Origin of the sequence: Nocardia sp. NPDC050793, from assembly GCF_040654065.1 — a bacterium.
Classification (GTDB): Bacteria; Actinomycetota; Actinomycetes; order Mycobacteriales; family Mycobacteriaceae; genus Nocardia.
Map to the genome: position 1 here is coordinate 667,620 of NZ_JBFAHG010000001.1, position 19,991 is coordinate 687,610.

Sequence of the window (19,991 nt, forward strand, 5' to 3'; positions counted from 1 at the left end):
CCGAGACAGGCGGCTACCGCGCTCGGTCCTCACCCCTCGCGCGGCACCACACCCGGGTGAACACGGCGTTCGCGCAGCCGCCCGGTACGCCGACGATCATGCCGAGCGGCTTGTACAACGTCGTTACGCCCGCCTCCGCCGCGTGATCCACCAGACCAGCACCACACCCGCGATCGCGGCCGCCGTGATCGGCAGCGACCGCCCGCGGCCTGCGCCGAGCACACGCTTACCGACGCCCGCCACCGGGGGCACGCCCGCGGTGGCGCGGTCGACCAGGTGCCCGACTTGCGCGCGGGCATGTTCCGCGGTGTCGCGGGCGTGATGCTTGGCGTCGGCGGCACGGTGCCGCGCCGCGTCCGCGGCGTGATGCATCTTGTCCTCGGCGCGGGTAGGGACATCGAATTTGTCGCTCAGTCCACCGACCGCCTCGCCGAGCCGCCGCTTCACCCGGTCCCCGTCCCGCCGCAGGACATCGGAAATATGCGAGACGTCCGGTCGTTCCTTGTTGCTCATCGTCGGCTCCTCTTCTCGGCCTCGACGTCATCGCGGAGGGCGACCGTCCGCTGAGGCGTGCGCGTCGCTCGCCTCCGTTCATTGGCCGGGTACCCGGCCATATCCTGGTGAAACAGGGTTACAGCGACGGCCGTGCCGATCGCCGAACCCGGTGTGGATGGATCCGAATCGCCGCGGATCTCGCCGCGCGGAAGTGCTACGGCTGGCGCATGGGCTCCCGAGATACGACCGCGCGCAGGCGATCACGAGTCCAGGCGATCACGTCGGGTCCGCCGCGCAGGCACCACACGGCGATGACGGGGTCGCAGATCGCGCAGCCGAGCGACGAGTCGTGCATGAAGGGCACGATCGGGCTGCCTTTGAGGTGGTGCAGGAAATCCCAGGCCGTGTGCAGCAGCCAGGCGATGCCGATGAACGTCCACGACCGCAAGCCCCGGTAGGCGCAGTAGGTGACGACCGCGGTGAACGCGAATTCCGCCGCGCCGAAGCCGCCGCCGCTGAGGTAGGCGGCACCGGCGCCCGCGACCATGACGGCGTTGAACTGGCGGCGATGCGGTTCGCGGATCAGGGACATCAGCGTGATGTAGACGACGCCGACGAGCAGCGGCGCGACATAGTTCATGGTGGGACAACTCCTGGGGCCGGGGATCGAAACGAGATCCGTTGCGGATCGCCACCGAAGTTATCGAGAGGATTTGGGGTCACCCAGTGGCATTTGTGCCAGGGAGCAACAGAAAATCGCCAACACCCAGCTACCTCACGAAACCAAAAGCATCGGCGATTCGGCCCGACCTGATTCGGATGGCGTGAAGCCGTGGCATAGGTACGTTGTAGCCATGCACGTGGTCGCGGTACTGGCCCTGGATCGGGTGATCCCTTTCGATCTGTCGACCCCGATCGAGGTCTTCACCAGGACCCGCCTGCCGGACGGCCGCCCCGCGTACCAGGTCCGCGTCTGCGCCGAACGGCCGGAGATCGACGCGGGCGCGTTCACGCTGCGCGCGCCGTGGGGCCTGGACGGACTGTCCGGAGCCGACACCGTGATCGTGCCCGGCGTCGCCGACCCGACGGCCCCGCCCTCCCCCGCGATCGCCGACGCCCTGCGGCGAGCCGCCGCCGCGGGCACCAGGATCGCATCCATCTGCACGGGCACCTTCCCGCTCGCCGCCACCGGATTGCTGAGCGGCCTGCGCGCCACCACGCATTGGGCCGCCACCGACGCGCTCGCGCGCGCACACCCCGACATCACCGTCGACCCCGACGTCCTCTACGTCGACAACGACCAGATCCTCACCTCCGCGGGCGCGGCCGCCGGGCTGGATCTGTGCCTGCACCTGATCCGCCGCGATTACGGGTCGGCCGTGGCCGCCGACGCCGCCCGGCTGTCGGTCATGCCGCTGGAGCGCGAAGGCGGGCAGGCCCAGTTCATCATCCAGTCGTTGCCGCCGACGCCGCGCGGCTCCGCGCTGGAACCGCTGCTGATGTGGTTGCAGGACAATCTTTCCCGCAACCTGACCCTCCCGGAGATCGCCGCCGAGGCGGGCACGAGCACCCGCACCCTGCTGCGTCAATTCCGCGAGCAGACCGGAACCACCCCGCTGCGATGGCTGCACCGCGCCCGCGTGCACCGCGCGCAGCATCTGCTGGAAACCACCGATCACACCGTCGAGAGGATCGGCGCCCAAGCCGGTTTCGGCTCCCCCACCGCCTTCCGCGATCGCTTCAAGCGCACGACGGGCGTCAGCCCCGACACCTACCGGCGCACCTTCCGCTGACGAACGACGACCGGCCGCAGCGAAAGCGGTGCGGCCGGCCGGGCGTCGCCGGGGTCAGCTCTTCGGACTGCCCAGGCAGAAAGTGGTCTTGGGCTCGGCCAAGGTGAGGTACTTGTCGGCGTCCTCGCCGCACAGCTGCTCGTCGGCCTGGCCGTCGATGCGAAGCACGACCTTGAAGCTGGCCTCCGAGGCGGTGCAGGCCACGTGCTTGTAGCCGGTGAGCATGCTCTCGTTGTAGCAGAGGCCCTGCTTGAAGTTCGGGGCCAGGCACAGGAACGCGGTGGTGCCGCCGTTGAGGGTCTCCTCGTAGGAGGTGTAGTCCTCGTGGCACTCGGTCTTGTTGTCGAAGACCTGCACGACCTTGTAGACGGCGAGGTCCGACGAGCAGTCCACCGGCTCCGTCTTGGAGTCGATCATCGACCCCTCGATGACGTTGATGCAGTCGCCCACGTTCGCGCGAGCGGTGTCGGACTTACCGGCATCCTGAACCATGTCGGCGCCCTTCTCCACCGCCGAACAGCCGAGCGCGCCCAACGCGGCCACCGTGGCGAGCGCCAGTGGCAGCCGCGTGAGGATGCCAGAACCAACGAATTTCATTCGTGTCACTTTCTTGTCGATGCGAAGGCGACCGACCGGAGTACCCCTCGTCGCGTCGAACTCCGGCCGTCGCCGTGCCCTTCGGCGCGCATCCCTCGGAGGGTCGCGATCGGCCTCGAACACCCAATCGCACAATCGTGCGGACAGCATCCGGGAAAACACGGGAATCCCTCGCGGCGTCCCGGCACCCGTTAAGCTCGGCCCGGATTGTTTCGCGGCAAGTTTGCCGGAATTCGGCGGAGGATCATGGTCGAGCGCGCATTCGTGGGACGCCGCGCCCAGCTCGCCGCGCTCGAAGAAGCCCTGGAATCGCCCGATGGCCCGTGGGTGCTGCTGGTCGACGGGCAGGCGGGCATCGGCAAATCCCGGTTGCTCGCGGCGCTCGCCCCGGCCGCCGCCCGCCGGGGACTTCGGGTGCTCGCGGTCACGGCCATCGAGGACGAGCAGCCGCAGCCTATGCACGTGATTCACGATGTGCTGGAACGCCTCGCCGACGCGGGAGCCGACGTGTCGGATGTGCCTATCGACGGCGACCTCACCCCGATCGGCAGCGCCCTGCGCAGGCATCTCGCCGCGACGAGCACGCTGCTCGTCGTCGACGACGCCCATTGGGCGGACGCCGAATCCGTGCGTGCGCTGGCCTATCTCGTCCGCAATCGCCCCGCGCCGTCTTTCCGGCTGCTGCTCTCCTATCGCTCCGGACAGTGCCCGGCCGCCTTCACCCGCGTGCTGACCGCGACCCATGCCGCGACCCGGTCGGTGTGGGTGCCGCCGTTCTCGGAAGACGACGTCGCCGCCCTGCTGCCGGAGACGACGGCCGCGCGCCGCGATCGGCTGCTCGCCGCCTCCCGTGGCAACCCGCTCTATCTGCTGTTGCTCGCCGACCTGCCGGATCGGGAGGTCGAGCGGGCGATCGACGGCGAGGAACCGGCCGAGGGCGACTACCAGGGACTGGACCGCACGCTGCGCGCTGAACTGGCGCAGCTGCCGCACCGGGAACGGCTCCTCGCGCAGGCCGCTGCCCTGTGCGGCGCGCACGCCGATCTCGAGATGCTCTGCGCCACCGCCGAATTGCCGCTCGACGAGGTCACCGCCGCGCTGGACGAGTTGAGCAGGCGGGGGCTGGTGCACGTCGCCGGATCGTCGGTGACCTTCGGCCATCCGCTGATTCGCACCGCCGCGCACCGGCTGGCGGGCGCGGGCTGGCGCGCGGCCGCGCATCGCAGGGCCGCCACGCTGCTCCGGCGCCGCGGCGCCGCCCTGCCAGCGCTGGCCCGCCACCTCGAACTCGGCCTCCTGGGCACCGACCCTGTCGCCGCCGCGGAGCTGAAAGGCGCTGCGCAGGAGGTGTTGCCGAGCGCGCCCGCCACCAGCGCGCGGTGGATCGCCGCGGCCATGCGGGCGGCTCCCGGCGGGCAGCCCGAACCGCCGGAGGACCGGCTGTTGCTCGGCCGTGCGCTGCTGCTGTCGGGAGCCGGGGCGCGAGCGCGCGAGGCGCTTGAACCCCTGACGAACCCGGGCGCGTATCGGCTGGAGGCGCTGTTGCTTTCGGCGCGCTGCGAACGCATGCTCGGCCGGGTCGACCTGGCGCGGGCGCTGCTGGCCGCGGCCGCCGAGCTGCCGCTGCTGCCCGGCGACGGACCCGTCCAGCTCGAGCTGGCCATCCTCGAGATGCAGGATCATCAAGACGCCGAAGGCCGGGCGCGACTGGATGCGCTATTCGCCTCCGAGGCCGTCACCGATCCCGCGGTGCGGGCGGCCGCGACCGCGCTGCGCTGCCTCGGCGCGGTGACCGAGCTACGCATCGAGGTGGCCCGCGCGGAATTCGAAAGGGCCGACCGGGAATTCGAGCGGCTCGACGACGGCGGGCTGCGGGAGGTGGTGCACGTGCTGCCCGCGCTGGGCTGGTCGGGGTACTTCCTCGACACGCAGGCGAGAGGATTGGCGCACCTGGACCGCGCCGTGCTGGTCAGCCGCCGCTTCGGTCGCAGCTACGCGCTGGCCGAACTGCACACGGTGCGTGCCTACTGCCTGCTGAAGCTGGGCCGCGTCGGCGAGGCGCTGGCCGCGGCCGAGGACGCCGACGACCTGGCGCGCCAGTTCGGCTATTCCGATCTGATTCCGTTCGCGGGTGCGCTCGCCGTCCGCGCACTGCAACTGGCCGCCCCGCGCGAGGACGTGCTCCGGCAGTGGGAGATGGTCTCGGGTCTGCCGCGACCGGTGATGCGCTGGTGGCGGCAGGTGGTGGAGTCGACGGTGCACGAGGTCGGGGTCCGCCTCGGCGTGCTCGATCCCGGTGTCCGGACGCCCGTCGGCGACCGGCCGGGCCCGATGCGGCCGACACAGTTGGCGCGGCACGCGAATCTCGTTCTGACCCAAAGCGATCGAGAGACAGCGCAGGAACTCGTCGGCCGATCCGAGGTAGCCGCCGCCCACCTCGGACTACCGAGTCAGCTCGCGGCAGCGTCCCTGTCGCGCGCCGAATACTGCTTCGCGACCGACGATCTCGACGCCGCCGAGGCCGCAGTGATCGCCGCAACCACGCAGTTCGACCTTGCCGATATGCCGGTCGATCGTGCGCGGGCGGTGCTGCTCGCCGCGCAGATCGCCGGGCGGCGAGGGGATTTCGCCCTCGCAACCAGGCGCCTGTCCGGTGCGCGCGAGACGTTCGCGGCCGCGGGCGCGACCCAGCTGGTGGCCGCCGCGACCACGGTGCAGCGCCGCCTGGCCGGTGGCCGAGCTCCCGGCGGGCCCGCGACGCTGACGCCGCGTGAGCGCGAGGTCGCCGAACTGGCCGCGCGCGGCCACCCGAACAAGGAGATCGCCCACCGGCTCTATCTCAGCCCGCGTACCGTCGAGGACCACCTGAGTCGCATCCTGCGCAAACTGGATCTGACCGGACGCGCGGGCATCGCGCACAAGCTCGGCGAGCTGGAACCGCCGGGGACCTAGGCGATCACGACCGGACCACGGTGGGCGCGCCCGAACGCAGCGCTGCGGTCGCCTCGCGCGCGGCGTGCAGGGCGCTGTTGATCGAGATCTCGCCGCGCATCCCAGGGGCGGCCACCATGTCGCCCACGAGGTAGACGTTGTCGCCCCGATCGACGGCGGGCCGGTCGCGCCAGGTGTAGCCGGGCAGATCCAGTGCGCCCGTGCGGTTCTTGGCGGTGGCGGCGCGCTGGAAGGTGACGCGATCGCGCCACCCGGGCACGCACAGTTCGGCGAAGCCCTCCAGGCGCTGATGGGCGCCGCGCGGGGATTCGCCGTCGCGCACCGGCATTTGGAGCTGGAACAGCGACTCCCCCTTCGGGGCGATCGTGTCGTCCTGCATCGTGTAGCTCTCGTGGAAGCCGCCCTCGTCGAGATCGAACACGATCGAGCGGTCGCGGCGGTCCGTGGTAACCGCGATATCCAGCAGTGCGCAGTAGCCGCCGGTCCAGGTCAGGCTGTCGTCGCCGAGCAGTCCGCGTGCCGCGTGCACGTCGGTGGCGACGATCACCGGGCCGTCGGTGGGCAATTGATCCACGCGCGAACCGATTTCGACGACGACGCCGAGCTCGCTCGCGCGTGCTGCCATCCGATCGATCACGCGCTGCCAGCCGCCGCGCACCCAGCGCACGGCGGGGATGGGCGCGCTGAACACCCGCTGGAACAGCTCCCACACGAACGCCGCGGAGAGCCTGCCGGTGTCGGCGTCGTAGGTGACCACGCTGATCGCGTTCGCCATGCGGTCCGCCGCCGCCTCGCCCCAGCGACCCGAGGCCCACGTCCGGAAGTCGACGTCGACCGGTGCGGTGAGCCCGAGTCGCGCCTGAGCGCGCAGCATCCGAACGGGCGGCCGCCGCCGGAGCCCGCCGTCGACGCGGAACCCGAACTTCACAGCGTCCGACATCGACGGCCAGCCTAGGTCGGCCACGAAACCGCGCTCCTTCAACCAGGTGTAGTGCGGTCCGTCGGCGTAGAACACGTGCGCTCCCTCGTGCGCGACGTGCGGCGCGGCCGTTGCCCGCGCGCGACCGCCCAGCGTCCGGTGCGCCTCGTACAGCCGGACCGGGACGCCTGCCTCGGCGCACGCGATGGCCGCGGTTAGACCGGCCAAACCGCCGCCGATGACGGTGATATGTGTGTTCACGGTGCTTCCTCTCCTCGGTGGCCCGCCCAGTCCACCCGGGCGGCGACCAGCTCCGCAGTGGCACGCAGGTAGCGGTCTTCGTCGACGGACGCCGGATGGTCGCCGTCGAAGATGTCGCGGATCAGCCAGAAATGCGCGAGTGCGCCGACGAGCACGGCGGCCGTGGCCGTCCAGTCCTGCTCGCCGTGTCCGGGGCCTGCCAGCTGGGTCAGCGCCCTCGTCACCACCGACATCACGACGCCGTATTCCTCGCGCCGGAAGACCTCCAGCACGCCGCGGTCGATCGAGTTGTCGCGCATCAAGATTCGGGTGACGTCGCGATCGTGGTTCAGCCGCTCCAGCCCGACTCGGCACAGCGCGAGGAGCCGGTCGACGACCGTACCCCCCGGCGTCGCCGCGTCGAGCAGCGCGACGAACGAGAAGTCCGGATCGAGGAAGGCTTCCCATTCCGCGCGTTCGGTCAGCCGGGTGCGCACCGCCTCGACCAGCAGCTCGTCCTTGGATCGGAAGTGCCGGTACAGCGCACCCGATCCGCCGGAAAGCCCTGCGGCCCGCTCGATCTGGGCTACCGAGGTCCGCGCGAACCCTTGCTCGCCGAACAGCCGGAGGGCCTCATCGATGATCCGCTCCCGCGACGTCCTGCTCATCCGCCCTCCGGTCGTACCGCTCTGCAAGTAACCACTTACTTACATTGAAGGCGAAGATCCCGTCGTGCGCAACCCCCGACCGCCGCAATCCCCGAAGCCGCGCCGAACACGGCGGTAGGGTGAGACGCTGTCACCACGAAAGGATTTGGGATGGCGGGCAAGCGCACGGTGCTCACGGCCGGTCTGCGCCGCCTCGCGGCGTTGCTGACCGAGATGCGCGACACGGTGGGGCTCAGCAAAGAGGAAGTCAGCGGGCGGACCGGGATCAATGTCACGACCCTGTACCGGATCGAACAGGCCCAGGCGCGTCCGCAGCGCCGCACCCTGAACACGCTGCTCGACATCTACGGGGTGGAACCCGACCGGCGCAAGTACGCGCTGGAACTGCTCTCGGACGCGCAGAAGCCCGGAATGTCCCGGCCGTGGGAAGCCGATCTGACCGAGGTGTACGCGGCCTACATCAACTTCGAATCCGAGGCTCTCTCGGCTCGCCACTACCAAACTTCGTTCATCCCAGGCCTTTTGCAGACGCCGCAGTACGCGCTCGCGGTGATCGACACATCCATGCCGAAGGTCGAGACCGCGATCATGGAGAGCCGCGTGCACGCCAGGCTGAACCGGGCGGTGGTGCTCACCAAGGAGAAACCGCTCGAACTGTGGGTGGTACTCGACGAAGCGGCGATCCGCCGGGTGGTCGGCGGACCGGAGACCATGTGCGGTCAGCTCCAGAAGCTGCTACAGGAGAGCAAGCGGAAAAACGTGATCTTGCAGATCCTTCCGTTCGACGCGGGGGCGCATCCCGGCATGGTCGGCTCGTTCACGCTGCTCGATTTCGAGAACCCCGACGACAACGAACTGGTGTACGTGGAGGGCATCGCGGGCGACACGCTGGTGGAGGGCCACAACGAGGTCCGCCGCTTCGGCGTGATCTTCGACCAGCTCAGGGCGATGGCGCTGAGCCCGCGCGATTCGATCGCGTTGATCGAGAAGATCGCCGCCGGGATGGGCTAGCGTTCCGGGGTGTTCCGGCGACTGATTCGCCGAGAGAATGGGTACACCAAGGTCCCATCCGCAAACCGCGCACAGGAGTCTCCGATGGCCGATGTGTCCGCCGAATCACCCGCCACGCCCGAACCCAGTCTGCACCGGGTGATGGGACCGGGCCTGCTGCTGTTGTTCGTCGTAGGCGATATCCTCGGCACCGGCATCTACGCCCTCACCGGGCGAGTCGCCGCCGAGGTCGGCGGCGCGGTGTGGGCGCCGTTCGTCGTCGCGTTCCTCGTCGCCCTTGTCACCGGATTCAGCTACCTCGAGCTGGTCACCAAGTACCCGCACGCCGCGGGCGCCGCCCTCTACACGCACAAGGCGTTCGGCATCCACTTCCTCACCTTCATGATCGCCTTCGCGGTGCTCAGCTCCGGCATCACCTCGGCCGCCACCGCCTCCCGCGCGTTCGCGGCGAACTTCGCCGAAGCCTTCGACTTCGAGGTCGGGACCGGGATCGCGATCACCGCCGTCGCGCTGGCGTTCATGGCCGTCGTCGCGGCGATCAACCTGCGCGGCGTCAGCGAGGGCGTCAAGCTGAACGTGCTGCTCACCTGCGTGGAACTGACCGGACTGCTGATCGTCATCGCGATCGGGCTGTGGGCGCTCGGCTTCGGCAACGGCGATTTCGGCCGCGTCACCGAATTCCAGACCGGCGAGCGCAGCGCGCTCGGTGGCGTGATCGTGGCGACCACGCTGGCCTTCTACGCCATGGTGGGTTTCGAGGACTCGGTGAACATGGCCGAGGAATGCAAGGAGCCGACCCGGATCTTCCCCAAGGTGCTGCTCACCGGATTGCTCGTCACCGGAACGATCTACGTGCTCGTCTCGATCACCTCGGTCGCGCTGGTGCCCGCCGACCAGCTCGGCGAAGGCGACACCCCGCTGCTGAAGGTGGTCGAGGTCGGCGCGCCCGGATTCCCCACGCACATCTTCGCGTTCATCACGATGTTCGCCGTGGCCAATTCGGCGCTGATCAACATGCTGATGGCGAGCAGGCTGCTCTACGGCATGGCGCGACAGGGCGTCGTGCCGCGCGCCTTCGGGCAGGTGCACGCCCGGCGGCGCACGCCGCAGATCGCGATCGCCTTCACCACGCTGCTCGCCCTCGGTCTGATCGCCTTCGTCGGCGAGGTGCCCGAACTCGGCGGCACCACCGCGCTGCTGCTGCTCGCGGTGTTCACGGTGGTCAATGTGGCGGTGCTGGTGCTGCGGCGGGATCCGGTCGCGCACAAGCATTTCCGCACGCCGACCGGGCTGCCGGTGGTCGGGGCGCTGTGCTGCGGGTTCCTCGTCACGCCGTTCACCGACCGCAACCCCGATCAGTACCTGATCGCCGGCGTACTGCTGGCCATCGGAGTCGTGCTCTGGCTGGTGAATCAGCTGGCGATCCGGCATCAACGCACCGAGCCCGCGACTCCGACGCCCGAGCCATGATCACGGACCGAGCGCACCGGTGTTCGCGCAGGTGAGCGGGCCTATGCGGCAAGCGGAATACGGTCGGCCACAGCCGATCACGTGCCCGATGTGACCGATCACCGGGATGACGCCGGGCGCCGGTGTCGGTAGAGTGAACGCCGATGACCAGCATGGAAGCCCGTCTCGGCGACGCTACCCGGACGGTGCCGCTGCCCAGTCCGTGGAATGTCAATACCTACCTGGCCGAGGTGGCGGCACACCGCGGGCGCTCCATCTCACTGCAGCCGGTGGCCGCCGAGATCCTGGCCGAAAACGGTTGTCGCGGTAAGGGTCTGTGGGTGGCGCGGAAGTTCGACGACATCATCGTGTACGACGCCGAGGCCACCGAGCGCAACGCCGATCACATCATCCTGCACGAGATCGGGCACATGTTGCTCGGGCACGGCAGAGACGATTCCGAGCCCGCCGCGCCGCTGTCGCCGAAGCTGGCCGCGCTGCTGCCCTCGTTCGCTGCGCAGCAGGTGCTGGGGCGCAACGAATTCGGCGCGGAGTGCGAGCAGGAGGCGGAGGTGTTCGCCGATATGACCATGGTGTACGCGACGCTGCCGCGAGGGCGCGGGCGCGGGTTCCGGCTGTTCGGGCGCGGACGCTAGAGGCGGGACGTTCGTGACGCTCCGCAACACCAGGCAGCGCTGCGCGTTGCACAGCATGGGGCGGTCCGAATCGCGTCGGCGGCGGCTGGCAGCAGACGACAACTCTCAGGACGACTCTTCGTAGCGGGTGGCAATCGCGGCGGCGCGGCTGCGCAGGGAAGTGCGCAACGATCGCGGGGCCAGGACTTCCGCGTCCGTAGTGAGCTGCCACAGCGCCCATTCGGCGTGTCGTGAATCTTGGAAGGTCACCTCCAGCCGCAGCCAGCCGTGTGTGTCGGGTTCCTCGGTGCGGACGGCCAGTGCGGTGCTCACCAGGTCCTCCCGCCGCGCCGGGTTCACCCGTACCAGCACGGTGATTCGGTCGCCGCCGGTCCGAAACTGTGTGCTGCGTTCTTGCCAGGCCCGGTCCAGATCGACCCGGTCCGATCGCTGTGCCGGTTCGGGGAGTTCCTCGGCAGCCAACACCCGCGACAGCCGGTAGGTGCGGTCCGCGCCGGATCTCGTGGCGAGCAGGTAGCCGCGGTCGCGAACGATGACCAGGCCGATCGGGTCCACCGTGCGCCACTTCGGGGTCTGGTCGACAGCCGCGTAGTGGATGCGCAGCTTGTTTCCGGCGAACACCGCGCGCCGGATCTCGGCCAAGACGGTGCCGGGCACTTCCTCAGCGACCAGCCGACGCGACAGCAGATCGGTCTCCGGGTCGATGAGCAATCGCTCGGCCACGTCCGCCGCGGTGTCCCGGTAGCTTTCGGGTAGCGCGTCAACCACCTTGAGCATCGCCGAAGCAAGCGCCGAGCCGAGGCCGAATGCCTGCGCGCCGCCTCGCGATCCGGCAACCAGCAAGGCAAGCGCCTCGTCGTGGTTCAGTCCGGTGAGCTCGGTCCGAAACCCAGGGAGCAATGCGAAACCGCCGTGCCGGCCGCGTTCGGCGAAGACCGGGACACCGGCCACGGACAGCGCCTCGATGTCGCGCAACACGGTGCGGGTCGACACCTCCAGCTCGTCGGCCAGCTCGGCCGCGGTCAGCCGACCGCGCTGGCGCAGCAGCAGCACCAGCGACACCAAGCGGTCGGCGCGCATACGAAAAACTTTACCGAATACACGACAGGAGATGTCGTAATTTGCTGGGAGGCTTGCCACTACGGACAGCGGGCTATCGGGCCGATGGACGTACGTACTTCAACGAATCGAATGGAGCTGATGTGGCAGCGGAACGAACGGCAGTCAACCCGGTGACGTGGTCGGTGGAGATGGGATTCAACCAGGGTGAGCTCGTCTCCGGGCACACCCGGACCCTGTTCTGCTCCGGGCAGACCGCGATGAGCGGCGACGGCAAGCCCCAGCACGACGGTGACATGGCGGCGCAGCTGGCGCTGAGCGTCGACAACCTGGAGGCCGTGCTCGGCAAGGCAGGCATGTCTCTCGCGAACCTCGTCCGGCTCAACGTCTACACCACCGACGTGGATCTGCTTTTCCAGCACTACGGCGTGCTGGCGTCGCGGTTGGGCGCCGCCGGGGTGGCGCCGGCCACCACGATGCTCGGGGTCACACGGCTTGCGATCCCCGGCCAGATGATCGAGCTCGAGGGAACCGCCGTCGAATGATGCCACCTCGCCGCCTCCGGCTGGGCTGCCGGAGGCGGCGAGTAGCAAGGAAGGTGGTGATTTCCCGGTGCTCAGAATGGTGACAATCGGCGTCTATGGCTTCGACGGCGAGTCTTTCCTGCGACGACTGCGGCACGCGGACGTCCGCCTGCTGCTCGATGTTCGCCAGCGCCGCGGTGTGCGCGGAGCCGAGTACGCCTGGGCGAACTCACGGCGGCTGCAGGCGGCCCTCGCCCAAGCCCGGATCGCCTACGAGCACCACCCCGAGCTCGCGCCTACTACCGAGCTACGCCGACTCCAGTACGCCGAGGATGACCGACAAGGGGTCGGCAAGCGCTCGCGCCGCGAGCTCGCTGCCGAGTACACCCGCCGCTACACCGCCGAGATTCTCGACTGGGCCGATCTCACGCCGATCGTGTCGGCGCTGCCGGGCAGCGGGACCGCGGCGCTGTTCTGTGTCGAGCGCGACCCAGAGGCTTGCCACCGCTCGTTGATCGGCCAGCGGCTTATCGAGCAGTACCACGTCTCGATCGAACACCTACGCCCGCTGTGACGCGGGAATTCCGCAGCCGCGAGGCCGTCTCGTACTCCTCGTTCGGGGCCCGGTTGTCTCATGCCGCACAACGCGACGGATCGCCAACCACCCGCGTCACGGCTCACCCTTGCCGTCACCAACGTCCAGCCCTCCCACAGCTAGAGCCCTCCGGACGCAGGGCGCTGAGGTCGGAGGACGCGGCGCAGGGCGGCGCTGAAGTCGTCGGAAGCAAGGTGCTGAAGTCGTCGGACGCAGAGCCCTAGACACCATCCGGTACCTAGCGCGTTCCGGCTTGTAGCGCGGCTACCAGGTCCTGATAGCGCTCGGCGAGTTCGACCACGGACGGCCACGCGTCGTGGAACATCGGCTCCGGCGCGGCAGTCGACGGGCCGCATGCATGCGCGATGAGCTGCGCCAACCGGTCCACCATGCCACCGACCGTCTCAGTGTTCGCAGGCCCGCCGCCCGGCACCGGCGTCGCCAACGTCATCCATCGGTCGATGGACCGCACCAACTGGAGACGCCGTCGGTCCAGCTCGGCCATCTCGTAGCCGGGCGTGCGCTCCCGCAACCCGTGTAGCCGCGCCAGCTCGCCCGCCGCCTCCAGCATCGGGTGGTCGTCGTGTGGAAATCCCCGGCAGGCCGCGACCAGCTGCTCCTTGCCGGGCACCATCCAGTTGTCGGTCGTCTCGGACATCGCACCGCCTCCCCGAACCACATGATCCCGGAACCGCGCCGCGGCGGGAAGCGGACAATCCGGCCGCCCACCCTGCCCGCGCATGCCATGTACACCAGAGATGTATCACCCGCGGCCGAATTCCGAGGCGCTTCAACCAAGGTCGATCGACGACACATCCGTGGCGAAGGCGGCGATCACGTCCAGCCCCGGCCGGTACTCCCCCGCGGTGTCCACCTCGAGAGCGGGCGCGTCCAGCCGCACCCGTTGGAAGGCATCGTGCCGCGCGCCGAGCGCCGCCCGATCCGGTTCGCCGGGCGCGGAATGGACGCGCCGCAGCGGCTCCTCGCGCCTGCGGTGACCGATCCGAGCGACCGCGACATCCCGGTCGACGACGCAGTGCAGAAACCGGAGGTCGGCCAGCCCGGTCAACGGCTCCAGCCCCGGCCGCCAGAGCCGGTCCTGAAAGGCCGCCTCGGCCACGGTGTCGACGCCCGCCCGCGTCAGGACGGTGAGCACCTCGAAGAAGGTACCGAGGGTCCGCAACGCGAGTTCGTCCTCCGGCGCGGGCTGAAACGCCGGATCGGCGTGCGCCATCCCCTGCTTGATCTCGTCGCGACTGATCACCGGCCACCCGACGACACGGCCGAGCGCGTGGGCCAAGGTCGTCTTCCCCGAGCCCGGCGGGCCGCTGACGACAACCAGCCGGGGGCGTCGTCCGGCGGGAGGAAGCTGGTTCACGTCTGTCACATGGTCCGAGATTACGTACCGCGGACCGGCCGGGCACGCCGCTCGGCGGCGGGGCTCGGCGCGGGCGTGCACCACCTCTCACCGGTGCAATTTCGGGACTCGGGGAGCACGGCGCCCGGCACGGGTCTAGGCTGTCCGCCGTGGTCGCACCCCAACCGTCCGTCGCTCCCCATCCTGATATCGCACCGCTCGCCGCGTTGCTCGGCACGTGGCGCGGTGGCGGGCACGGCGAGTACCCGACCATCGAATCGTTCGACTACCTGGAGGAGATCCGGTTCGGCCACCTGGGCCGCCCGTTCCTCACCTACCGCCAGCGCACCCGCGCGGCCGACGGCAGCAGGTCGATGCACGCCGAGACCGGCTACCTGCGCTGCCCGCGGCCCGACCACGTCGAACTGATCCTCGCCCACCCGACCGGCATCACCGAGATCTGCGAGGGCGGGCTCACCATCCGCGACGGTGAACTGCACATGGAGTTCGATTCCACCAGCATCGGGCGCAGCAGCACGGCGAAGATGGTGACCGCGCTCAACCGGTCGTTCCGGCTCACCGGCGACACCATCGACTACACGCTGCGGATGGCCGCGGTCGGCGAACCGTTGACCCACCACCTCGCCGCCACCCTGCACCGAGCCTGACTCGGCGGGCCCTGACGCCGCGCACTCACGGCGGGCCGATCGGCACACACGACTCGAACTCGCCGCCCGCGTCGCGATAGCGCGGCCAGCGCATCGCGCCCGAGGTCTGCGGACCGAACACGCCGTCTCGATCGAGGCCGTGCAGATCCTGGACGTAGAGCACGGCCAGGCCGGTCGCGGTGCTGTAATCGCCGTCACCGTCGGCCAGCTCCCGCTGATAGCAGCGGCGCAGCGCGTCTTGGAGCGCGCGCACGCCCTCGATCGGCGTGGCCCGCGGCGCGCCGGGACCGCCCGGATGGGAGTCGACATAGGACAGGATGCAGCGGCGCCCGCCGTCGTTCGTGGTGGGGAGCACGACGTGGTATCCGTCACCGGTCGGCACCTCGGTGGTGAAGTAACAGCGCGGCGAGACGCCCGCCGCACCCGTCGGCTCGGTCGACGCCCGGGAGCCGGCATCCGCCCGCAGCGACCACAGCACGACGGTCCCGGCCACCGTCAGTGCGAGAGCCGCACCAGCCGCCACTCGCCCGCGCGTGCCGAAACGGCGCTTCGGTTCGGCACGCACCGACTCCGCCCGCACCGCCGCGGCCAGCGCCGCCGCCAGCTCGCCACACGTCCCGTAGCGCTCTTCCGGATCCCCCGCCATGGCTTTGGCCAGGACCGCCTCGACACCGGCGGGCAGCCGCTCGCGATCAGCGAGCACCGCGTCGGGCAACCGCCCGGTCAGCAGTTCGTAACAGGTGACGCCGAGCGCGTACACATCGGCGCGCCGGTCGACGCGTCCGCCGTTGCGCTGTTCGGGCGGCGCGTAGGGCGCGGTGAACGTCCTGACGCCCGTGTCGATCTGAGTGGCGGCGGGATCCGTCCGGCGCGCGATGCCGAAATCTCCGACCAGCACCCGGTCCGCGCCCGCGTCGCCGGGCGCGACGAAGATGTTGGCCGGCTTCACATCCCGGTGCACGACGTGGTGTTCGTGCGCGTAGTCGAGCGCTTTGGCCGCCTCGGTGACGATGTGCACCGCGCGACCGATCTCGACACCCGCGCGCCCCGGACCGACCAGTGCCGCCGCGTCGCCGCCCGGCACGTACCGCATGGACATCCACAGCGTGCCGTCTTCCTCGCCGAAATCCTTGACGTCCACGATGTTCGGATGGTCCAGACCGGCCGCCAGCTGGGCCTCGCGACGGAACAAGGCGATGTACTCGGGGTCGTCGCGCCCCGCGCCGACCACTTTCAGCGCCACCCGCATCGGCAGTGTCGGGTGCTTGGCGAGATACACCGTGCCCATTCCGCCGGAACCGAGCCGTCGTTCGATCTGATGACCCGCGAACACCGAGCCCGCGACCAACTCCGCAGCGACCACCCTCCGCGCACCTCCCTGTGCCACCGCATCCGTGAGATCGGCGCTGCACCTGCGCGAACTGCCGCGCGGCCCCGCGCCCCGCGCGGCGGTTCGGTCCCGAAGGGCTCCGCCGCAGACCTCGGGCAATGCGTATGCTGAATCCACTCACCGTCGCCTTCGCTTCGCGAGACGACTTGGCGCGCAGTGTAGTTGGGAGGGATGCGCAGTGGCCACGACTGGTCCCGATCGGCCATCGCTCGACGTCCGAATACTCGGCCCGGTGCGGCTGCTCGTCGACGGACTGCCCGTCGTTCTTTCCGGCGCAAAACCGCGTGCGCTGCTGGCGATTCTGGTCGTCAATCGACGCCAGGGCGTGCCGAAGACCGCGCTGATCGACGCGATCTGGGGCGACGACCCGCCGCCGCGCGCCATGGACGGCCTCTACGCGTACGTGTCGAATCTGCGTACCGTCCTGCGCGGGGCCGGAATTCCCGATCGCGAAGTCCTGCGCACCGTCGACGCGGGCTATCTGCTCGACGTCACCGACGACCAGTGCGACGTCGGCCGCTTCGAGTCAGCGCGCACCCGCGGCGCCGCGGCCGCCCGTACCGGCGACTCACGCACGGCCGCAGCGTGTTTCGCGGAAGCGTTGAACCAGTGGGGCGGCACGCCGGTGACGGGCCTGCACGAACTCGGCTTCGCCGCGAACTTCGCCATCGACATGACCGAGCGCCGACACGACGTGCTCGTCGACCGGATCGCCGCCGACATCGCCGACGGGCGCGCGAGCGCGGTGATCGGCGAGCTGACCGCGTCGACCGCCGAACGCACCGTGGACGAACGCGTGTGGCGACTGCTGGCCAGGGCGCTGTACGCGTCCGGACGGCAGGCCGACGCGCTGAACGCCTTCCGGGAGCTGCGCCGCAACCTGGTGGAGGAACTCGGCGCCGATCCGCAACCGGAGACCGTGGACCTGGAGGAAGCGATCCGCAACCATCGGCTGCCGCCGGAATCGCCGTCCGCCCGGGGCGCCACCACCCGCGACGTGCCGAGCATCCGCCGCCGGGCCTGGCTGCGCGTCGGCGACGGCGACCGGATTCCGGTGCCACCCTCGGGTCTGCGCATCGGCCGGGAGTCCGACAACGACATCGTGCTCGACGACGCGCGGGTCAGCCGCAAGCACGCGCGCATTCTGCACCGCGACGACGGGATCTTCGTCAGGGACCGGGATTCGGCCAACGGGGTGTACGTGAACGAGGTGCCGATCCGCGCCGACACCCCGCTCGCGGACGGCGACGTCATCCGGGTCGGCTCGACGCGGCTGCGATACGGGGCGAGCGAGGAGCCCGTGCCACCGGCCTGACCAGGCAATTGCAGAAAGTCTCGAGAATCACCGAAGGCACGGCTCCTAGCTTGCTCATCGGGAGCACAGCTCCCGGACCGTAGCACTCGACAAGGGAGGATTCCCATGACTTTTCGCACGCTGATCGCCGCCACCGCACTCGCCGCCGGTCTGCTGACCGCGGCCGGGCCCGCGTGGGCCGCCCCCGCCCCGAAAGACGCCGACCCCGCCGAGCGCGGCAAGGGCTGCGGCTACACCGACTCCTACCCGACCATCAGCAGCGGAAGCCGCGGTGACGCCGTCCGGCAGGCGCAGTGCCTGCTCCAGCTGCACGGCTATGCCGTGCAGATCGACGGCGCCTTCGGGCCGGATACCGAGGCGGCGGTGCTGGACATCCAGGCCGCGTACGGTCTGAAGGTCGACGGCGTGGTCGGGCCGGACACGTGGACCGTGCTGTACTCCTAGGGATTTCGAAGGCGTCACCACCGCGGCGGCGACGCCTTCGCCGCGTCGCTCAGTACCCCGTCGGCAGCGCGGCGAACATATCGCGCGTCACCGCCACCGCGTTGTCGGAGCTGCCGCCCTTGACCAGCAGCGTCGCGAAGGCGATGTCGCCGCGATACCCGACGAACCACGAGTGCGAGCCGCCGTCCACCTCGGCTTCGCCGGTCTTGCCGTACACCTCGCCCTGATCGGCGATGCGCTCCGCGGTGCCGCCGGTGACCACCTTGCGCATCATGACGCGCAACCCCTCGATCACCTTCGGCGCGATCGCCGGCCGATCCCCCGCGACGGCGGTGGGCCGCCCGGCGATCAGGTACGGCACCGGCGCCGTGCCGTACGCGATGGTCGCGACCATCACAGCCATGCCGAAGGGACTGACCACCACCTTGCCCTGCCCGATCCCGTCCTCGGTGCGCTGCACCATCTCGTCGGCGGTCGGCACCGATCCGGACGCGGTGGGTAGTCCGATCACCGAATAATCCTGGCCCACACCAAGTTTCGCGGCGGTCACGTGCAGCGCGTCGGCAGGAAGTTCGCTGGCCAGCCTGGCGAAGGAGGTGTTGCACGACCGTTCGTAGGCGGTGGTCATCGGCACGCTGCCGACCGTGAAGAGGTTGTAGTTCGGAATGGTGCGCTCGCCGATGACGATGCTGCTCGGGCAGGGCAGCACGGTGTCGGGTGTGGCCAGCCCGGCGGCCATGGCCGCCGCGGCCGTCACCGTCTTGAACACCGAGCCCGGCGGATACTGGCCGATGGTGGCCACCGGTCCGTCCCGGTCCGCCTCGTCGTTCTGCGCGACCGCCAGGATCGCGCCGGTGGACGGGCGCAGCACGACCATCATGGTCTGCTCGGTGCGCACGTCGACGGCGCGCTGGGCGGCGTTCTGCACGTAGCGGTCGATGCTGAGCGCGAACGACGGCGCCGGTTGCGCTGGCACCTCGGTGAGCACGGCGGTGTCGGCGCCGTTGGCGTTCCTGGTCACCACGCTCCAGCCCGATTTGCCGTCCACCTCGGCGATCACTGTCTGGCGCACCTGTGTCATCAGGTCGGGGGCGAAATGGCGATCGGTCGCCACCAGGTCCCATTCCTGGGTCAGCGTCACCCCCGGCAGGCCGATCAGGTCGGCGCCGACCTGGTTGTATTCGAGCTCGGTGAGCAGCAGCACCGTGTACGCGCCCCTGGTGTTCTTCGCCGCCTTCAGGATCGCCTCGGGGGTGAGCCGTTCGTCGAAACGCGACAGCGCCCTGGACAGCCTGGCGGCCACCCTGGCGGGGTCGGTGGCGTCGGCGGCGGTGAAGGCGACGCGGGACACCTTGCCCGGCACCAGAACGTCGCTGCCGGATTGCTCGTTCACCCTGGCGCGCGGGGCCGGGTTCGCGCGCAGTTCCATGGTCTGGGTGTCGCCGAGCTCGGGGTGGATGTTCGACGACGTCCACCGCACCACCCAGCGCCCGCCGCTGCGGCCCAGCTGTAGCTGGCCGGTGTAGGTCCAGATGCGGTTCTTCGGCAGGCGCCACTCGTAGGTGTATTCGACGGTGGCGGTGTCACCGGTGACCCTGGCCGCACCGGTCCGCGCGGTCAGCTGTTCGGCCTGTAGGTTCTGCCACGCGGAAGTCAGTGCGACGGTGGCCTTCTCGGGCTGACTGGTGAGCTCGGCGGCCGCGTCCACCTCGTGGTCGGCGAAGGCCGCCACGAAGGCGTCGGCCACGGGCGCGGGGCCCTGCGGACCGGGCGAACAGCCCGCCGCCGCGGCGGCGAGCACCGCGACGGCCAGCGGAATCAGCATGCGTGTCGACATCGCTGCCGATGGTACTGGCCAA

General features: G+C 69.9%; 20 protein-coding genes. 10 read left to right on the top strand and 10 right to left on the bottom strand.

The genetic code is table 11. The features are described 5' to 3' along the window. Positions 1 to 123 precede the first annotated feature (123 nt). Together AB0H50_RS03015 and AB0H50_RS03020 are read right to left on the bottom strand one after the other, a co-directional pair. Positions 124 to 513, bottom strand: coding sequence for a hypothetical protein (locus AB0H50_RS03015; RefSeq protein ID WP_357445819.1), 390 nt, complete (start codon positions 511 to 513; stop codon positions 124 to 126). A gap of 196 nt (positions 514 to 709) precedes the next feature. Beyond that, complete coding sequence (locus AB0H50_RS03020) at positions 710 to 1,135, bottom strand: DUF6010 family protein (RefSeq protein ID WP_357445821.1); 426 nt, start codon at positions 1,133 to 1,135, stop codon at positions 710 to 712. A 214-nt stretch (positions 1,136 to 1,349) separates the two neighbouring features. Here AB0H50_RS03020 and AB0H50_RS03025 point away from each other — a divergent pair, with 214 nt between their 5' ends. Continuing rightward, positions 1,350 to 2,288, top strand: a complete 939-nt coding sequence (locus AB0H50_RS03025; protein WP_357445824.1) for a helix-turn-helix domain-containing protein — start codon at positions 1,350 to 1,352, stop codon at positions 2,286 to 2,288. A gap of 54 nt (positions 2,289 to 2,342) precedes the next feature. Here AB0H50_RS03025 and AB0H50_RS03030 read toward each other — a convergent pair whose 3' ends face one another. Beyond that, positions 2,343 to 2,885 carry a hypothetical protein gene (locus tag AB0H50_RS03030; RefSeq protein WP_357445827.1) on the bottom strand — a complete coding sequence of 181 codons (543 nt, stop codon included), beginning with the start codon at positions 2,883 to 2,885 and terminating at the stop codon, positions 2,343 to 2,345. 246 nt (positions 2,886 to 3,131) lie between these two features. On the opposite strand from AB0H50_RS03030, the gene AB0H50_RS03035 reads away from it, so the two are divergent. After that, entirely contained in the window at positions 3,132 to 5,837 is a 2,706-nt protein-coding gene (locus tag AB0H50_RS03035) for an AAA family ATPase (RefSeq protein ID WP_357445830.1), read from the top strand. 4 nt (positions 5,838 to 5,841) lie between these two features. Here the strand turns inward: AB0H50_RS03035 and AB0H50_RS03040 are convergent, their stop codons facing one another. Continuing rightward, positions 5,842 to 7,017 carry an NAD(P)-binding protein gene (locus tag AB0H50_RS03040; RefSeq protein WP_357445832.1) on the bottom strand — a complete coding sequence of 392 codons (1,176 nt, stop codon included), beginning with the start codon at positions 7,015 to 7,017 and terminating at the stop codon, positions 5,842 to 5,844. Beyond that, positions 7,014 to 7,664, bottom strand: coding sequence for a helix-turn-helix domain-containing protein (locus AB0H50_RS03045; RefSeq protein WP_357445835.1), 651 nt, complete (start codon positions 7,662 to 7,664; stop codon positions 7,014 to 7,016). Before AB0H50_RS03045 ends, AB0H50_RS03040 begins: the two co-directional genes overlap by 4 nt. Positions 7,665 to 7,814: 150 nt before the next feature. On the opposite strand from AB0H50_RS03045, the gene AB0H50_RS03050 reads away from it, so the two are divergent. The 3 genes from AB0H50_RS03050 to AB0H50_RS03060 all read left to right on the top strand — a co-directional run bounded on the left by AB0H50_RS03050 (position 7,815) and on the right by AB0H50_RS03060 (position 10,780). After that, positions 7,815 to 8,675, top strand: coding sequence for a helix-turn-helix transcriptional regulator (locus tag AB0H50_RS03050; RefSeq protein ID WP_357445838.1), 861 nt, complete (start codon positions 7,815 to 7,817; stop codon positions 8,673 to 8,675). Positions 8,676 to 8,759: 84 nt separating this feature from the next. After that, positions 8,760 to 10,145 carry an APC family permease gene (locus AB0H50_RS03055; protein WP_357445841.1) on the top strand — a complete coding sequence of 462 codons (1,386 nt, stop codon included), beginning with the start codon at positions 8,760 to 8,762 and terminating at the stop codon, positions 10,143 to 10,145. A 143-nt stretch (positions 10,146 to 10,288) separates the two neighbouring features. Next, a complete protein-coding gene (locus tag AB0H50_RS03060) occupies positions 10,289 to 10,780 on the top strand; it encodes a hypothetical protein (protein WP_357445844.1) in 492 nt (163 codons plus the stop codon). A 105-nt stretch (positions 10,781 to 10,885) separates the two neighbouring features. On the opposite strand, the gene AB0H50_RS03065 is transcribed toward AB0H50_RS03060, so the two are convergent. Then, entirely contained in the window at positions 10,886 to 11,860 is a 975-nt protein-coding gene (locus tag AB0H50_RS03065; RefSeq protein WP_357445847.1) for a WYL domain-containing protein, read from the bottom strand. Between the two features lie 170 nt (positions 11,861 to 12,030). On the opposite strand from AB0H50_RS03065, the gene AB0H50_RS03070 reads away from it, so the two are divergent. Together AB0H50_RS03070 and AB0H50_RS03075 are read left to right on the top strand one after the other, a co-directional pair. After that, positions 12,031 to 12,384, top strand: coding sequence for a RidA family protein (locus tag AB0H50_RS03070; protein WP_357447225.1), 354 nt, complete (start codon positions 12,031 to 12,033; stop codon positions 12,382 to 12,384). A 76-nt stretch (positions 12,385 to 12,460) separates the two neighbouring features. Next, entirely contained in the window at positions 12,461 to 12,937 is a 477-nt protein-coding gene (locus tag AB0H50_RS03075; protein WP_357445850.1) for a DUF488 domain-containing protein, read from the top strand. Between the two features lie 259 nt (positions 12,938 to 13,196). Here the strand turns inward: AB0H50_RS03075 and AB0H50_RS03080 are convergent, their stop codons facing one another. Next, positions 13,197 to 13,616 (bottom strand): hypothetical protein, encoded by a 420-nt coding sequence (locus AB0H50_RS03080; protein ID WP_357445853.1) that lies wholly within the window; start codon positions 13,614 to 13,616, stop codon positions 13,197 to 13,199. A gap of 132 nt (positions 13,617 to 13,748) precedes the next feature. Next, positions 13,749 to 14,345, bottom strand: a complete 597-nt coding sequence (locus AB0H50_RS03085) for an AAA family ATPase (protein WP_357445856.1) — start codon at positions 14,343 to 14,345, stop codon at positions 13,749 to 13,751. Between the two features lie 140 nt (positions 14,346 to 14,485). On the opposite strand from AB0H50_RS03085, the gene AB0H50_RS03090 reads away from it, so the two are divergent. Beyond that, the gene (locus AB0H50_RS03090; RefSeq protein WP_357445859.1) at positions 14,486 to 14,983 is read left to right on the top strand and encodes a peroxynitrite isomerase; all 498 of its coding nucleotides are present in this window, start codon (positions 14,486 to 14,488) and stop codon (positions 14,981 to 14,983) included. A 25-nt stretch (positions 14,984 to 15,008) separates the two neighbouring features. On the opposite strand, the gene AB0H50_RS03095 is transcribed toward AB0H50_RS03090, so the two are convergent. Continuing rightward, on the bottom strand, positions 15,009 to 16,346 hold the full coding sequence (locus AB0H50_RS03095; protein WP_357445862.1) for a serine/threonine-protein kinase: 1,338 nt from the start codon (positions 16,344 to 16,346) through the stop codon (positions 15,009 to 15,011). Positions 16,347 to 16,551: 205 nt separating this feature from the next. Here AB0H50_RS03095 and AB0H50_RS03100 point away from each other — a divergent pair, with 205 nt between their 5' ends. Continuing rightward, entirely contained in the window at positions 16,552 to 17,688 is a 1,137-nt protein-coding gene (locus AB0H50_RS03100) for a BTAD domain-containing putative transcriptional regulator (protein WP_357445865.1), read from the top strand. A 105-nt stretch (positions 17,689 to 17,793) separates the two neighbouring features. After that, positions 17,794 to 18,132, top strand: a complete 339-nt coding sequence (locus tag AB0H50_RS03105; protein WP_357445868.1) for a peptidoglycan-binding domain-containing protein — start codon at positions 17,794 to 17,796, stop codon at positions 18,130 to 18,132. A 49-nt stretch (positions 18,133 to 18,181) separates the two neighbouring features. Here AB0H50_RS03105 and AB0H50_RS03110 read toward each other — a convergent pair whose 3' ends face one another. Then, complete coding sequence (locus AB0H50_RS03110) at positions 18,182 to 19,969, bottom strand: penicillin-binding transpeptidase domain-containing protein (protein WP_357445871.1); 1,788 nt, start codon at positions 19,967 to 19,969, stop codon at positions 18,182 to 18,184. Between the last annotated feature and the right edge of the window lie 22 nt (positions 19,970 to 19,991).